A 15,329-nucleotide genomic window follows, 5' to 3' on the forward strand; every position below is an offset into this window, starting at 1 on the left:
ATAAATAATATGTAAACTACTCTTTGTAAGCATGATTTTTCATAGCTGTTTTAGCTTCTCTTTGAGCATCTTTTTCTTTTAAGCTCTCACGCTTATCATGAATATTTTTACCACGTGCTAAAGCAATCTCTACCTTTGCAAGGTTTTTTGCATTGAAATAAATAGCAAGCGGCACGATAGTCAGTCCATCTTTTGCGACTTTCATATCCCATTTGCGTAACTGTTTCATATGCAAAAGCAACTTTCTTGGAGCTCTTTCATTAGGAGCATAGTGCAAATTTGCCGTTGAAAGATGCGAAATATGCGCATTAAGCAAAAATGCCTCTCCCTTGATAATCTTTACAAACGAATCTTTAAGATTGACTCTTCCTTGGCGAATTGCTTTTACTTCACTGCCTTGAAGTACAATTCCTGCTTCTAGCTTTTCTAAAATTTCATAGTCATGGAACGCTTTTTTATTGCGTGCAACAGCTTCACCCATTCTTTACCTTATGCGCTAATCTAAAAAAACTGCTTCCGCTGCCACTAAAAAACCACCCCTCTTTAGCATAAATGCCAAGCTCTGGGTAAGCTTTTAGACATGCGGGGAACAGATCATTAAGTTCTTCTTTACTAAAATGGCTGAGAAGCTCTACACTCTTCAATGTCACCATTTTCGATGCTAACGCTTGATCCATGGATTGCAAGAAATATTCCCTATACGTTTTATACACCATCGCCGTATTGCAGGCAAGTGGAGGGGTAAATACTTCTATATCAAGTGCAGCTTCATCGTATTTTTCCACAATTTCACCGATGCCACTCACATTGGCACTCTCATATCCTGAAGCAAAAAATGGTACGTCTGCACCTACTTCACTGCCAAGCTTCATCATCTCTTCTAGGCTGAGTCCTAAATTACCTACATCATTGAGCATTTTTAAAAACGTTGCACTATCGCTACTTCCACCACCAAGTCCAGAACCTGTAGGAATGTTTTTACTGACCTGAAGCGCATACATACCCATAACACGTTCAACCTCTTTGGCAAAACCATGCGATTTAAGCACCATAAATGTACGATACAAGGTATTATGCTCTAATGCACAATTAAAATCACCCACCAATTCAAAGGCTTCTTTGCTCTTTTTGGGAACAAAAGAAAGCGTATCAAACAAAGATGGAACTATCATAAAACGAGAAACAAGCTCATGGTAATTACCACGTGTTCCTACGATTTTTAAAAAAATATTGACTTTAGCATAGGCTTTATAGTGCATTATTTGAACTTCTTACTTAAATCTAAAAGTGCATCATGGCTAACACTTTTACTTGCTTCAATGTTGGCTTCTTTAATCGCCCTCTCAAGCTCTTCTCTTAAAATCAACATATCCTTGGGTGCATCAAAACCAAGTTTGACAACGCCTTTGGAAATTTCGACAACACGCACCGTAATATTTTCATTTAAAACAACACCCTCTCCGATTTTTCGTGTGAGTATTAACATGTTACGCCTTTAGCGATAGTGAATTTAGAAGATATTCTACTCCATTTGCGCTGATTTCCACAACGCTGAGTACCTCATCGATAACAATCTGATAAATACCCTCTTCTTGTTTTTCAAAATTTTCTACACTGAGTTTGCGACCTAAAAGAATATCTTGTGGATCTTTCAGATAAGCATTTTGTGGAAGATCTAGATACTCTAGTGGATTGAGTGCTTTTTCATTCTCATAGATAAAACTTCCTTCATTGAGGCGTTCCAGCGCACTTAAACACCCTCTAAATCCGAATCTCTCTGCAATTAAAGCACCGATACTTCTTACATAGCCACCTTCAGAAATCGTAATTTCAAATGTTAAAAAAGGGGGCCTATAATGCACTAAATGGCAGTCGTAAATCGTACTGGTAATGGCTTTTAACTCAAACTCTTTATCGGCGCGAGCAAGGTCGTAGGCACGTGCTCCATCAACTTTCTTGGCTGAATATTTAGGAGGCAAATAAGTTTTTTCACCAATCATACTTTGCAACACAAAATTGACAGAATCAGGATGAAATGGCAACATCACTTCAACGTTATCGACTTTTTCGATATCTAATGTTGGGCTTGACGCACCTATCCATAGGGTCGCACGATAGGTCTTTGGTGCTTTTTTCAAAAAACGAAACAATTTTGGAAACTGTCCAAAGGCAACGATCAAAACACCCTGCGCAAAAGGGTCCAGTGTACCTGAAAAACCCGCTTTTTTTACATTGTAACGTCTTTTAATACGGCTTAAAAAATGGTTACACACCATATTGGCAGGCTTATATGCAACAAAAAGACGGTTATCCACTAGATCTTCTCCACAAATGACGCCAAGATATCTCTTCTTGTGCCACTAAAGTTAATCTGCAGTTTAAATTCACGCCCTACTTTACTCACTTCTGTCACACGGCCAATACCAAAAATCTTATGTTTGACAAGATCACCTTTTTTAAATGATGTTGTCTTCTCTAAAATAAGACTTCCCTCACATACGCCAGCTTCTTTGAGAAAACGACTCTTTGTAAGTTCTGTTCTTCGTCCTTTATAAAAACGACTCCCTGAGAAACTAAGGGTGAGCTCTTTTTTTGCACGCGTAATGGCGACATAACCTAGACGACGCTCTTCCTCGATGTCGCTACCATCTCCAATAAGCGGGAAAAAGCCCTCTTCCATACCAATGACAAAAAGATATTCAAACTCCAAACCTTTGCTCGCGTGGATACTCATAATAGAGATATTTTCACTGTCAATTTGGTCTTGATCGCTTTGAAGTGCCAGTTCATTTAAAAAGTCATCCACGCCCATTTGCGGGTTTTGTTTGACGTAATCACGGAAAAGTCCATAAAACTCATCGATATTCGAGAGACGTTCAAGGGAGTCTGGTTGATTGTTATAGTACTCTTTAATAGAAAAGGCCTCTTCAATCGCATCGATCATATCGTACGTTGAGTTTTGTTGAATGCTTTGCATATGCGCGATATTTTGAACAAACTCTTTAAGGGCTAAAGCCGCTTTTTTTGTCGCTTCCTTTTCAATCATAACTTCATTTTGTGTAATGTACTCATAAATAGACTGATGTGCATCATACGCTGCTTTAAAGATACGCTCGATGGTCACTTTACCAAGCCCTCTTTTAGGGCGATTGATAATGCGTTTGATTGAAAAGTCATCATGAGGATTAGCAATCACACGAAGATAACTGATAACATCTTTAACCTCTGCACGCTCATAAAACTTTACACCACCTACCATGTTGTAAGGGACTTGCTCTTTGTTAAGTCCTTCTTCCAAAGAACGGCTCAGTGCATTAATGCGGTATAACACAGCGATTTCATGAGGATTGACGCCACTCAAGATGAGCTTTTTAATGCGTTTTGCGATGGAAAGTGCTTCTTGGTTTTCATCATGAGATTCCATGACCTCTATCGCTTTGCCCTCACCTTTGGTACTCTCAAGAACCTTTCCGATACGTCCGCGATTGTGTTCAATGAGATCATTGGCAGCTTTGAGAATTTGTGTGGTAGAGCGATAATTCTTCTCTAATTTCACAATCTTTACATCATCAAACGACTCATGGAATTCCAAAATGTTTTTAATATTCGCTCCACGCCAGCCATAAATGCTTTGGTCATCATCACCTACCACACAAAGATTGCTGTGTGTATGGCAGAGTTTTCGAAGGAGTTTATATTGGAGTTCATTGGTATCTTGATACTCATCTACCATGATATACTGGTAACGACGGCTCACCTCTTCACATAGGGCATCATCACTTTCTAGGATTTTGTATGGAAGGACCAAAAGGTCATCAAAATCTACAAGATTATTTGCAGCTAAATAGTCTTCGTATTGCTCGTATAGCTTCGCAATGACTTGATAACTTTTCTGCTCTGCTTTTTCCCATGCCACTTTAGGATCAATCAATGATGTTTTATAGCGAGAGATTTCACTAGAAATCATGCCTGTTGGAAGTTCCGTACTGGTATTGAAACTTTTTAAAATACGCTTTTTATCATCGGTATCGATGACGACAAAACTATTTTTACGTCCTATTTTTTCAATATGAAATTTCAAAAAAAGCAGACCGAATTTATGAAATGTACACAGAAGTGGCGGATAATTGTGCTCTTCGATCATCGTCATCGCACGCTCTCGCATCTCACTTGCAGCTTTGTTGGTAAACGTAAGCGTCAATGTATTGGCAGGAGGAATGCCTAAAGAAAGAAGGTACGCTAAACGTGACGTAATCGTTTTGGTCTTTCCGCTACCTGCACCTGCTAAGATAAGCACAGGTCCATCTACACATTTTACCGCATCTTGTTGTGATTCATTCAACATCGTTAAATCTTGCATACGTTCATCTACTTTTTTATGATATAAATTGTATTTATTATAGCGAAAAAAGTTTAAGCAAAACTCCATAGCGTTTGATGTTTACGCTAATGCCTAAAATTAAGACAAATTCTCAAAAAAATATCATAATCAAACACATTGTTTTTGCTATTATTTTTCGTTATAATCTTCACCAGTTATAAAAGAAATTAATATAATAAGTAAGGATTATTGCATGCTTAAAGATTTCTCAAAAGTAGAAACCTTTTTAACCGTTGTGCGTGAAAAAAGCTTCTCAAAAGCCTCAAAGAAGCTTGGTATCAGCCAGCCTGCTGTTACACAACAGATCAAGCTTTTAGAAGAGTATTTGGACATTCAAATTGTTGATCGTAAAAAAAATGGCATTAAACTGACCACCGCAGGCGAGGAGCTATATAAAGTAGCTTTAAAGCTTGAAAAGCACCTTTTAGCAGCTGAGAGAGAAATGCTTCGTTTGGTCAACAAAGAGGTTATTTTTGTTCTTGGAGCATCACCTGTTATTGGAAACTACATCTTGCCAGATTTTCTTAACGATATACAAGAAGCAATCAAAAATAATGTCATGCTCAAAGTTGAGGATGCCGCTGAAATTACTGAAAAACTTCTCGATAAAAAAGTCGATTTAGCACTGATTGAAGCACCTATTTTCCAAGAAGGCATTATTTACCGTGAATGGCTTGAAGATGAGCTCGTCATCACCTCTCGCTCACCACTTCCAAAAATTGTTAAAAAAGAGGATTTACTTTCTTACAATTGGATTTGTCGTGAGGAAGAGTCCAATACCCGTAAAATCATTCATGAAACGTTTGAAAAAATGGATGTAGATTGTAAAAGCTTTAAAGTTAAAAGTATCGTTACCAGCTCTACAGCAGTAAAACATACGCTGATGAAGGCAAATATTGAAGATACCCCTACGGTTTCGATTCTCTCCAAACATATTATTGCTGAAGAGATCGAAAAAGGGATTTTATATACAACAAAAATGAAAGGCTTAAAACTAACACGTATGCTTTATCTTTGCTACATCAAAGATAGAAAACATGATGCGCTCATTGACAATGTTATTAACTACATCATGAGCAAACAAGACATTAAAGCGTAAGCCCTACTTCTTTATAAGTTTTTGATTATTGGGATTGGACATAAGCGCTTCCATAGAGCGTCTAAGTCCATTCTCTTTAGGTGCCTTGGCAACACTCTTTGGAGGAGTACTCAGATTGATAAACACGGGTATTTCTTCAATAATAATCTGCAAGATCGCTTCAACAGGAAGACTGACGAGCGAGCCGAAATTATCACTTCCAAATCCTGCTTCAAAACTCATTTTTCCATTGTAGAGTTGAGTACTTTCAAACGTATAGCCCGCTAAAAAAAACATGGTAATAGGTTTGAAATTTTGACGAATTTCCGCAGGTAATGGAGGGTCAAACGTTACATCTGCGATATTCGTTAAAATCGAAAAATTAACACCTCGTTTGAGAAGTAACTCTATCACTTCTTTCGTGTGTTTTTTCATCAAAGCGTGAAAATCTTCACTTCCAAGTAAGTTTTCAAGCATCACACATTCCTTTAAACTCTTTCAAGAGGGATTCTATTTCGCTTATACCTAACTGCCAAAAATGCTCATCTTCAATATCAAAACCAAAATGTTTAATAAGCTCTTTAGGGCTTTGACTTCCACCTGCACTTAAAAAGTTGATGTAGTTTTGTACAAAAGTTACTTTATCGCTTTTTTTGTACAAACCATAGAGTGCTAAAACAAGTAGTTGTCCATAACTGTAAGCATAGCAATAAAATGGTGAATGAATAAAATGAGGAATATAACTCCACCACATCGTATAATCTTTGCTCAGTGTTATGCTTTTGCCAAACATTTTTTGGCTCTCTTGCATCCAGTAGTTATTGAACGTCGCAAGATCAAGCTCGCCTTCGTGAGCATGAACTTTACGCTCAAAGGTAGTAAAATTGATTTGGCGATAGAGTGTTGAGAAAATATCTTCAATTTTACTTGCATATAACGAGCGTTTTTCAGTCGCACTGAGTCCATCTTTAATCGCATCAAACACGAGCATTTCAGCAAAAACCGATGCTGTTTCTGATGTTGTAAGAGGTGTGTCACTTCCAAGATACCCAACATCACGTGAGAGATACTGATGAATAGCATGTCCCAATTCATGGGCTAATGTAAATAAATCTCGTCTGGTATCGGTATGATTTAAAAGCACATATGGATGGGTTGAAGGTGTTGCAGGGTGTGAAAACGCACCACCTCTTTTTTTATCTTTTGGGAAAACATCAATCCAGCCTTTTTCAAATGCCAATGAGGCAATCTCATAAAATTTAGGATTGAACTTTTTAAATGCATCCAATACAATCTGTTTAGACGTTTCAAAATCGTACTTGCTGCTAGAAGCTTCGAGCGGAGCATAACGATCGTACTCAAAAAGCTCTTCTAAGCCCAATAATTTTGCTTTTTGTTCATAATACTCTTGGACAAGATGAAAACTACTCTCTGCACTTTTAATCAAAGCATCAACGCTTTTTTGTGTAATTTTATTGTCCATATGGCGTGGTTGTTCTGCATTTTTATACCCACGCAGCTCACAATCACTCGCAAGATCCGTTTTAATCATATTAAAAATATATGCGAGTAACGGTTGGTGTGGTTTAAGCCCTTTTGTAAAAGCACTGGCTGCTTTTTTTCTTACCTCACGATCGGCATCTTGAAGTTTACTCAAAATCTCTTCTTCAGAGAGTTTTTGACCTTCATAAACAAATTTCATACGGCTGAAATGTTCATCAAAAAGTCTACTAAATGCAGAAGCGGATGTCATCTCTTTTTTTAAGAGAATGCGTTCTTCTTTTTGACTCAGTTGATACGGTTTTTCTTCCATCAATGATTCTAGATAATATTTATACATTGAAGAAGATGCAATAAATTCTTCTTGCTTTGGTTTAGAGAGTTTGTTAAATTCAAGTTCAAAAAAGAGAAGATTTTCAGCAATATTCGTATGTGCTTGTTGATATTTGGCATAAAAACCACCATTGTCACTATTGGTGGCAAATTTTAAAAACGCATAGGTCATGATACGACCAAGTTTTTCATTGATTGCTTCATACTCTCTGATCGATTCTAAAAATTCGTTGACATGCAACTCTTTGAGTTTACCCTTATAAACCGATTCAAAGCTTTTTGCGCGCGCTGCAGCATCTTTCAAATCTGCTTCCAATAACGCTTCATTTTCGTAGAGTGATGAGAGATCCCAATTCAAAATTATTCCTTTATCCATAATACATTATCAATGATTTTAAATCCTATAAGTGCATTCATTATAGCAAATTTCTCGGCTTTTTGAAGGCTTTTAATGTCTAAATGCGCGCTTTGCAACATTCCACTTGCAAGCAAACGAGCCCTTGTTGTCCCTTCTAAAAGCGGATGATGAGGCGTTTGCCATTTCCCATCAATGAGCAGAGCAATATTTGCGATACTCGTATCTTGAAGCTTTCCATTACACATAAAAAGTACATCATCGACATCTGGTCTAAGATGTTTATTTAACGCATCTCTATCGCAATATTTATACTTATAGTCAATGTCTGTCTCAACCAATGAAAATTTCTCAAAATGGCGAGGTGTATAGGGAATGTACTCTATTTTCATTATCTCTTGTGCATACTCCACACGTATACGGTATAAAGCCTCTTTAGGAGGATTAAGATGTTCAGAAAGAACTATTTTCTGGCAAGATCCATAAAGCTCAGAGCGTGTTTTATCAAATCGGGCTTGATGAAATGCAAGATGTGCGATTTCACCATTCACCGCTTTAAGCGTTTCAAAACACGGGGATATAGACTTTATCACACAGCTCATCGTACTCCTTTAGTGCATCGCTTAAGAGCGTTATACCTCCACCACTTTTAAAGACATAGCCATTTTCTGTTTTTTCTAAAAAACGAATCATGACAGCACTATCAAGGCTATATCCATCATATATGCCAAAAATGCCCGTGAAATAGCCCCTATCGTAATTTTCAACTCGCTCTATAATCTCCACACTCTTCCGTTTAGGCGTGCCACTAATAGAGCCTGCAGGAAGGAGTTTTGCGATTATATCGCCCACATGTTCATGCCAATTTTCCTCTAGTTTTCCAGTGATTTTAGAGCTTATTTGTAAAAGCTCTTTCGTGCCTGCTTGAATTTTTTCAACATAACGAAATTTCTCAACCCGTACTTCACGAGCAACCATGGAGAGGTCATTACGCAAAAGATCAACCACCATCACATGTTCGGCTTTTTCTTTCTCATCATCTAAAATCATTTTTTCCGCATGAGGAATACTCGCATCAATCGTGCCTTTCATAGGGTACGTGCTAATCTGATTGGCTTCAATCTTTACAAAACGCTCTGGAGAAAAACAGACGAACTCTTCTTTAAAGCAGAGTTTAAAAGGGGCATTTGCACTATAAAAAAGATTTTCAAGGCTGCAATTAAGCGTAACTTTTGTAGGAGATGTAAGATTGAGCATATAGGTATTGCCCGATTTAATCTCTTCAATCACAGATGCTATTTGAGAAAGATAGTGCTCTTTTGAAGGTAAATTTTTTTGCCATGAAAACGGTTTTTTGATAACATTTTCCATGGCATTGGTTTGAGTTTCTATGCGGTATAAAATACCTTTTTCTAAAGATGCGAGTGCAGAAGCATAAAAATGTTTTGCTGCATAATCGATAACAAAGAAAAAAGGCTCTCGGGTTTTACCAAAATGATTGAGTTTAGAAGCAAACTCAATGTTCAATCAACTTCTCCAACACAGCCATTCTCACGGCTACACCATTTTTAACTTGTTCTAAAATTTTTGAACGTGGATCTTTCATCATAAAATCATCCACATCCACATTTCGGTGTACTGGACCTGGATGAAGAATGATAATGTCACGATTACCCATGAGTTTAGAGGTAATACAAAAATCAGTTCCATAATCTTTCAGTGATGCATAGATCTGATTGGCATGGCGCTCTGTTTGAGCACGTAAACTCATAATGACATCAACCTCATCAATGACCTCTTCTATACGGTGATGGACACGAAGATCCGTTTGAGGTAAGAAATGCGGAGGTCCAACCAAAATGACTTCAACACCAACGCGTCCTAAAAGTTCAATATTGCTGTTCGCAACACGTGAATTTTTGATATCACCAACAATGGCTACTTTTTTACCGCGAACATCTCCAAAATGGCGTCTCATTGTAAAAAGATCTAAGAGTGCTTGCGTTGGGTGCGCGTGAGCACCATCTCCACCATTGACAATCGGACAATTGACATAGTTTGCTAAGATATGCGGAACACCTGAGCTTTTGTGACGAACAACAATGGCATCAGGTCCCATTGCATCAAGATTTGCTGCTGTATCAAACAACGTTTCGCCTTTACTCGATGAGCTACGAGAAACATCAAGGCTCACAACCATTGCTCCAAGACGTTTTGCGGCAATCTCAAAACTACTGCGTGTTCGGGTTGAATTCTCAAAAAAGATGGTGATGACCGTTTTATTTTTCAAAATTTCTCGTGGTTTTTCATCTAAAAACTCTGTTGCTCTTTTGTACAACTGCTCAATCTCTTCCAACGAAAAATCCCGTGTATTAATCAAATGGTTCACGCACCGCTCCTTGATGATTTTGGAAAAATAATAACAAATTTTGACTGTAAGTTTCGTTAACACTTCATTGAATTCTCTTTGCTACAATTCCAAAAAAAGGAGGAAACATGAAAAAAATCTTTTGTGCACCGCTTCTACTTTTTGGTTCTCTCCTTTATGCAGAGACCATCAGTTTTACAGAAGAGGTACGCGTTATTACCAGTAAACCTGAATATCGTATGGTCACAACTCGTACGCCCTTTCAAGAGTGTTGGGACGAGCAAATCGAAGTACATTATGCTCCACCACCACCCCATAATGATGGCAGTGGCGTCGTAGGTGGTGTTATTGGCGGTGTCGCGGGTGGTGTGTTAGGACATCAAATTGGCGGTGGTAGTGGTAAAACTGCAGCAACCGTTGGCGGCGCTATTGTGGGTACATTAGTCGGAAAAAATTTGGCTGAGCAAAACAGTTATTCTCCGCCCCCTCCTCCAATGTATCGAACAGAGAGACGTTGTACGACACGTTACGAAGAGAAAAGTGCGGAGAAATTTATGGGGTATCGCAACACGGCTAACTATAAAGGACAGAGCATCGTCAAATACTCTGATCAACCTTTAGAGTTTATCCACGTTAATGTCACGGCAAGCTACTAAACTCTCTAAAATTTCATTCATATTTTCTTGCAATGAAAGCACTCTGCCAAATAACTTTTTAAAAAATGGCAGAGTGATTTCATCAAAAGAAGCACGATCTCCTCTAAAATTAATACACCATTCATAGTCATCCACACCTAGGCTATCAAGCAAATGCAGGTTGAGTAAAACATCATTAATACAGCCTAATTGATCATGTCCCACAAGCAACGTTTTTGCATGAAACAGACGAATAAAATCATACATGTATAAATCTTCTTCGATGGGCACTAATAGACCACCTGCACCTTCAATCAAGACGATATCGCACAAAGCCTCAATTTTAGCATAGGCACTTTCCAATAACTCCAAACTGATTTTTTTGCGTCCTTTCGCAACAAAAGGAGCCGCAGGAAGTTCAAACTGATACGGCGTGATATCTCTCATTTTTAGCACTTCAAGTGCAGGATTGAGTCGTTTGGCTGTCTCAAAAAGCAGTGTTGCATCGAGTGGTTCTTTCACGACACCTGTTTCGATGGGTTTCATAACACCTACTTTCAATCCCTTTGCAGAAAGAGATTCAAGGAGCTTGAGTGTTGTATAGGTTTTACCAATATTCGTATTGGTCGCAGTAATAAAAATAGGAGGATATTTTTTCATCGTGAGTACTCTTTTTGGCGTTATTATAACCAAAAAGAGATTAAGGGCATTTATCGCCCTTAGTGTTTAACCAATTAAATAGCGAGTGAGAAACGCAAGAGAAGCAGCGATGATATGCGGTGCACCATACAAAAATGTTGCGAAAACTTGCACCAAAATACTTTTTTTGAGCTTCGTTCCAAAAATAATCAAGGTTCCTATAAATGTTGTGGCAAAGATATAAGAAAGTGCATGCATTAAGCCATAACTTGGGTCATGTTTGAGACTTGCAAGGAAAAGCGTAATCACATACGCGGCAATGAAAAAACCTATAACATTGGAGAGTGTTTCATAACGTTGAAACTTCTCATAAAAATCCTCAATACTTGGCGTTGGCAAACCTAAAGACTCTTTGAGTTTCTTAGATGCTATAGCTTTTTTTTCAAAAAAGAAAAAAGCAATCAGACTGAATATAACTCCAAGCGGAACGATTAAGAACAATGCATCCATAACAAACTCCTTGTGACATTTTCGTGATACACGGTGATTGTAACGATGGTTGGTTTGGGTGTTGCTTAAAAAGATGAATTAATGATAATTTATGCTACTTAAATCGTACGGGAATACAAAAATCTAGATCAAATGTCTCATCTGCATCGATAAAATGGTTTTTTCTATACAATGCGAAGGACGGTAAGGAGGCTTTTTCATAATCGCTTTTGGGTAACCACTCATGGTAAATCACATCCATGTACTTTCGTAGATCTCCGTAAATACCTTTTAAAGAAAAAACAGCGCAAAACGTTTGAGGAATACGCATAACCCCTACTTCTGCACTTCTGTAAAATTTTTTTGAAGAAGGAAGCTCTAAACAAGCGACATAATGACACTGTGATGACTCCACAAAACGTGGATTACTATGATGCAAACCTATCATGCTCTGCTTTGAAAAATCAATGCCTTGCCTTAATGCCCACTCTTGAAGCTTTAGCCACGCCATTTTGATACTTCTATCATATCCTTTGTGTCGCACATATGCTACGTCAAAACTCGGCATGGAACATATTTTTACCTCTAAAGGCTGATGAGCAAACGTATAGTCTCTATTTTCATTCGCTTTGTCCACTTCTCGCCATTTTGTGGGCGTTACACCAAAGTTTTCTTTAAACGCTTGTGTAAACGAAGCATTTGAAACAAATCCAACATCATGCATAATATGCGTGATGGTTGCATCAGGGTTAAATAAAAGTAGATTAGCGGCATGTTCGAGTTTAACACGCTTAATATATGCATGCAAACTCTCTTTGGTTATCTCTTTGAAAATGCGATTAAAATGAAAAGGGGACATCGCTACTAACGCGGCAAGTTCTTCCACAGAGAAATTTTTTTCAATATCACCGTGTATATGAAAAAGTACTTCATTGACGCGTTCAAGATGATCATTTTTAGTAATTTGTTTCTGTCTCATGAAACAATTATAGCACAAATGGACAAAACAAATCCCCTTTTTTATGTGGTGTAATCAAGTCGTGAACGCTATAATACGATACATTTTTTATAAAGGTAGGATATGCAAACCAAATTTGCAAAACGTGTTACCACAGCATCACGTTCATTTACGCGCACCATTTTAGATTTAACGGCACAAAACTCTATTATCTCTTTTGCAGGTGGACTTCCTGACGCTGCACTTTTTCCAAGAGAGAACATTGAAAAACATGCAAAACAACTCTTCGAGACAGAAGACAATCGATTATTCCAATACAGCAATGCTTCTGGTGTTGAAGCACTCAAAGTCGAAATTGCTAAAAAATATCACAATACGGCATCCGCAGAAATTATGTTAACAAATGGTTCTCAACAAGGCCTTGATCTTGTATGTAAAACATTCTTAGATGAGCAAGATTACATTATCGTTGAAGATCCAAGTTATTTAGCAGCCCTTGGACTTTTTCATATGTATAACGTTAACGTGAAAGCCGCTCCACTCAACGCAAATGGTGTTGATACTGTCGTTTTAGAAGAGCTTTTCCGTGACTATTCGCCAAAATTTTTCTATACTATTCCTATTTTTCAAAATCCAACAGGGTACTCATACACACTAGAAACACGTCAAGAAGTGGTACGAATCGCTAAAAAGTATAACGTTATTCTCTTGGAAGACAGCCCCTATGAAGCCCTTCGTTACGATGGTGTACAAACCACTGCATTTGCAGATTTACTCCCAGAACTCACCATTGCACTTGGAACATTTTCAAAAACACTTGCTCCTGATTTTCGTATCGGGTGGATGAAAGCACCTAAAGAAATCATCAGTGCACTCACACTTTCAAAAGAGAGTACAGATTTGCAAAACTCAAAATTTTTCCAGCATATCTGCGCACGTATGATGCAAAATGGAGAACTTCAAGAGCATACCAAAAAACTTATCGAATACTATCGCCCAAAACGTGATGCCATGGTGAATGCGTTACATGAATGTTTCAAAGATAGCATTGAGTTTGTCGTCCCAGAGGGCGGTATGTTTATTTGGGTTAACTTTAAAAAATGTACTGACAGCATGAAACTCTTCGATATTGCTATCAAAAAAGGTGTTGCATTTGTACCAGGTAGTGTTTTCTTTTCTGACAAACGTGTAAGTTCTTTTGGACGTTTAAACTACACTAATTCAAGTTTAGAGCAAATTAGAAAAGGTGTAAAGAAGCTTCATGAAGCCTATGTAGAGCTTTGTTAAATTCCACGCTTACAGATGATATTACCAAGCTGTGCACCCACAGCTTGGGCAACAACATTGCATTTTACTTTAAATAAAAAGAAGATAGGCAAGCCTGCAACCTCACCTAAGCACTCATAGTTGCCCATACCTTTGGAGATAATACACTCTGCTTTTTCAAACAAAACTCGTGCATTCTCATTCATAAGCTCCATAGCAAGCCCTGGAGTTGGAACACCACTATCTACGATGGTAGCAACGTCATTCATTCCAGACGCTAAAGCATCTTGGCACGTTAAGTCATTAATGATTGGTCGCCCTCGAACAAAATAATAGACATTAATTTTTGGGAAAAGCTCTTTTATCGTTTGAATGTAGAGCTTATCAAAAATCTCTTCACCCGCATTATCAGCTAAATAAACAAGTGTTTGGGTATGAGCTAATTGTTGCTCAAGTAATGCAAAATCGTCAATAGCAAATGGCGTATGATAGATCTTCTCTAATTCTTCTTCAAGATCATACAGCATAACTGCAGCAAGATCAATTACGTTACCTGCGACTGCTGTTTTGGTCGCTTCAAAAAGCTTATGAGAACTTTGTTTAATTTTTTGCTCACATAAAGGTAGAAACGCTTTTGCTTTTTCTGAAGAGTCCGCTTTGAACTGTGCATACAAATCATGAACACCTAAAACCTCTGCCATTGCTTCGTAAAGTGGTGCAGCATTGTGAGGTGGTGTTTGATTCATATCAAACGTCGCGATCTTTGTATGTGCTAAACAATCAATCTTTTGTGCTTGTTGTTCATCTACATTTAAAAGTTCACAGACACGTTTTGTTTGATCGTAAATACAGGTTAAACAGTGTTCTTGTAATTTCATTGGTACGTAAGATTAAAAGAAGAAATGTGGAGGGAAGGCAGCAACATCATTTTTGTTACTGCCCAAAAAGTATTATTTTCTAAGTTCTCTAATTTTTGCAGCTTTACCACGTCTATCTCTAAGATAAAAGAGTTTAGAACGTCTAACTTGACCGCGTCTTACAACAACGATCTCTTCGATACTGTCAGAATAAATTGGGAAAATTCTCTCAACACCAACACTGTTTGCACCGATTTTTCTAACCATAAAGGTCTCGCCTACGCCAGAACCTCTTCTTGCAATACAAATACCTTCAAAATTTTGAACACGTTGTTTATCGCCTTCAACAATTTTAACGGCAACTCTTACTGTGTCACCTGCTCTAAAATCAGGAACATTCTTCTCAGCAATCTGTCCTGCTTCAAAAGCTTCAATATATTTATTTCTCATCTATTATCCTTTTTGTTCAT

The 15,329-nt window shown here is 37.8% G+C and carries 18 protein-coding genes; 3 read left to right on the top strand and 15 right to left on the bottom strand.

What is annotated here, in order from left to right:
* Positions 1–16: 16 nt before the first annotated feature.
* From smpB to UCH001_RS09080, 5 genes are read right to left on the bottom strand one after another with little or no spacing between them, the layout of a single operon-like run.
* Complete coding sequence (smpB, locus tag UCH001_RS09060; RefSeq protein WP_067177127.1) at positions 17–481, bottom strand: SsrA-binding protein SmpB; 465 nt, start codon at positions 479–481, stop codon at positions 17–19.
* A complete protein-coding gene (locus UCH001_RS09065; RefSeq protein ID WP_067177128.1) occupies positions 474–1,259 on the bottom strand; it encodes a 4-(cytidine 5'-diphospho)-2-C-methyl-D-erythritol kinase in 786 nt (261 codons plus the stop codon). The genes smpB and UCH001_RS09065 overlap by 8 nt, the downstream gene beginning before the upstream one ends.
* Positions 1,259–1,486: a carbon storage regulator CsrA gene (gene csrA / locus UCH001_RS09070; protein WP_067177130.1), complete on the bottom strand. Its 228-nt coding sequence runs from the start codon at positions 1,484–1,486 to the stop codon at positions 1,259–1,261. Before csrA ends, UCH001_RS09065 begins: the two co-directional genes overlap by 1 nt.
* A 1-nt stretch (position 1,487) precedes the next feature.
* The gene (gene truB / locus UCH001_RS09075; protein WP_067178507.1) at positions 1,488–2,276 is read right to left on the bottom strand and encodes a tRNA pseudouridine(55) synthase TruB; all 789 of its coding nucleotides are present in this window, start codon (positions 2,274–2,276) and stop codon (positions 1,488–1,490) included.
* Positions 2,277–2,314: 38 nt separating this feature from the next.
* Entirely contained in the window at positions 2,315–4,360 is a 2,046-nt protein-coding gene (locus UCH001_RS09080) for an ATP-dependent helicase (RefSeq protein WP_067178506.1), read from the bottom strand.
* Between the two features lie 214 nt (positions 4,361–4,574).
* On the opposite strand from UCH001_RS09080, the gene UCH001_RS09085 reads away from it, so the two are divergent.
* On the top strand, positions 4,575–5,480 hold the full coding sequence (locus UCH001_RS09085; RefSeq protein ID WP_067177132.1) for a LysR family transcriptional regulator: 906 nt from the start codon (positions 4,575–4,577) through the stop codon (positions 5,478–5,480).
* Positions 5,481–5,483: 3 nt separating this feature from the next.
* Here the strand turns inward: UCH001_RS09085 and UCH001_RS09090 are convergent, their stop codons facing one another.
* The 5 genes from UCH001_RS09090 to UCH001_RS09110 are packed head-to-tail and all read right to left on the bottom strand — an operon-like array spanning position 5,484 to position 10,036.
* Positions 5,484–5,936: a hypothetical protein gene (locus tag UCH001_RS09090; protein ID WP_067177134.1), complete on the bottom strand. Its 453-nt coding sequence runs from the start codon at positions 5,934–5,936 to the stop codon at positions 5,484–5,486.
* Positions 5,929–7,653, bottom strand: a complete 1,725-nt coding sequence (locus tag UCH001_RS09095; RefSeq protein WP_197651441.1) for a M3 family oligoendopeptidase — start codon at positions 7,651–7,653, stop codon at positions 5,929–5,931. The genes UCH001_RS09090 and UCH001_RS09095 overlap by 8 nt, the downstream gene beginning before the upstream one ends.
* Positions 7,653–8,249, bottom strand: a complete 597-nt coding sequence (locus tag UCH001_RS09100) for an aminotransferase class IV (RefSeq protein WP_067177138.1) — start codon at positions 8,247–8,249, stop codon at positions 7,653–7,655. Before UCH001_RS09100 ends, UCH001_RS09095 begins: the two co-directional genes overlap by 1 nt.
* On the bottom strand, positions 8,212–9,174 hold the full coding sequence (locus UCH001_RS09105; protein WP_197651428.1) for an aminodeoxychorismate synthase component I: 963 nt from the start codon (positions 9,172–9,174) through the stop codon (positions 8,212–8,214). The genes UCH001_RS09100 and UCH001_RS09105 overlap by 38 nt, the downstream gene beginning before the upstream one ends.
* On the bottom strand, positions 9,164–10,036 hold the full coding sequence (locus UCH001_RS09110; RefSeq protein WP_067177140.1) for an aspartate carbamoyltransferase catalytic subunit: 873 nt from the start codon (positions 10,034–10,036) through the stop codon (positions 9,164–9,166). The genes UCH001_RS09105 and UCH001_RS09110 overlap by 11 nt, the downstream gene beginning before the upstream one ends.
* Positions 10,037–10,143: 107 nt before the next feature.
* Between UCH001_RS09110 and UCH001_RS09115 the strand changes: the two genes are divergently transcribed.
* On the top strand, positions 10,144–10,671 hold the full coding sequence (locus UCH001_RS09115) for a glycine zipper 2TM domain-containing protein (RefSeq protein ID WP_067177142.1): 528 nt from the start codon (positions 10,144–10,146) through the stop codon (positions 10,669–10,671).
* On the opposite strand, the gene bioD is transcribed toward UCH001_RS09115, so the two are convergent.
* The 3 genes from bioD to UCH001_RS09130 all read right to left on the bottom strand — a co-directional run bounded on the left by bioD (position 10,633) and on the right by UCH001_RS09130 (position 12,757).
* Complete coding sequence (bioD, locus tag UCH001_RS09120; RefSeq protein ID WP_067177144.1) at positions 10,633–11,310, bottom strand: dethiobiotin synthase; 678 nt, start codon at positions 11,308–11,310, stop codon at positions 10,633–10,635. The two genes, UCH001_RS09115 and bioD, sit on opposite strands and share 39 nt — an antisense overlap.
* A gap of 66 nt (positions 11,311–11,376) precedes the next feature.
* The gene (locus tag UCH001_RS09125) at positions 11,377–11,799 is read right to left on the bottom strand and encodes a hypothetical protein (protein ID WP_067177146.1); all 423 of its coding nucleotides are present in this window, start codon (positions 11,797–11,799) and stop codon (positions 11,377–11,379) included.
* A 94-nt stretch (positions 11,800–11,893) separates the two neighbouring features.
* A complete protein-coding gene (locus tag UCH001_RS09130) occupies positions 11,894–12,757 on the bottom strand; it encodes a GyrI-like domain-containing protein (protein WP_067177148.1) in 864 nt (287 codons plus the stop codon).
* A 102-nt stretch (positions 12,758–12,859) separates the two neighbouring features.
* Here UCH001_RS09130 and UCH001_RS09135 point away from each other — a divergent pair, with 102 nt between their 5' ends.
* Entirely contained in the window at positions 12,860–14,023 is a 1,164-nt protein-coding gene (locus tag UCH001_RS09135) for a PLP-dependent aminotransferase family protein (protein WP_067177150.1), read from the top strand.
* On the opposite strand, the gene UCH001_RS09140 is transcribed toward UCH001_RS09135, so the two are convergent.
* Positions 14,020–14,880: a DUF89 domain-containing protein gene (locus UCH001_RS09140; protein ID WP_067177152.1), complete on the bottom strand. Its 861-nt coding sequence runs from the start codon at positions 14,878–14,880 to the stop codon at positions 14,020–14,022. The genes UCH001_RS09135 and UCH001_RS09140 overlap by 4 nt on opposite strands.
* Positions 14,881–14,952: 72 nt before the next feature.
* A complete protein-coding gene (gene rplS / locus UCH001_RS09145; RefSeq protein WP_067177154.1) occupies positions 14,953–15,309 on the bottom strand; it encodes a 50S ribosomal protein L19 in 357 nt (118 codons plus the stop codon).
* Positions 15,310–15,329: the final 20 nt, after the last annotated feature.

Origin of the sequence: Sulfurospirillum sp. UCH001 (assembly GCF_001548035.1) — a bacterium.
GTDB lineage: Bacteria > Campylobacterota > Campylobacteria > Campylobacterales > Sulfurospirillaceae > Sulfurospirillum.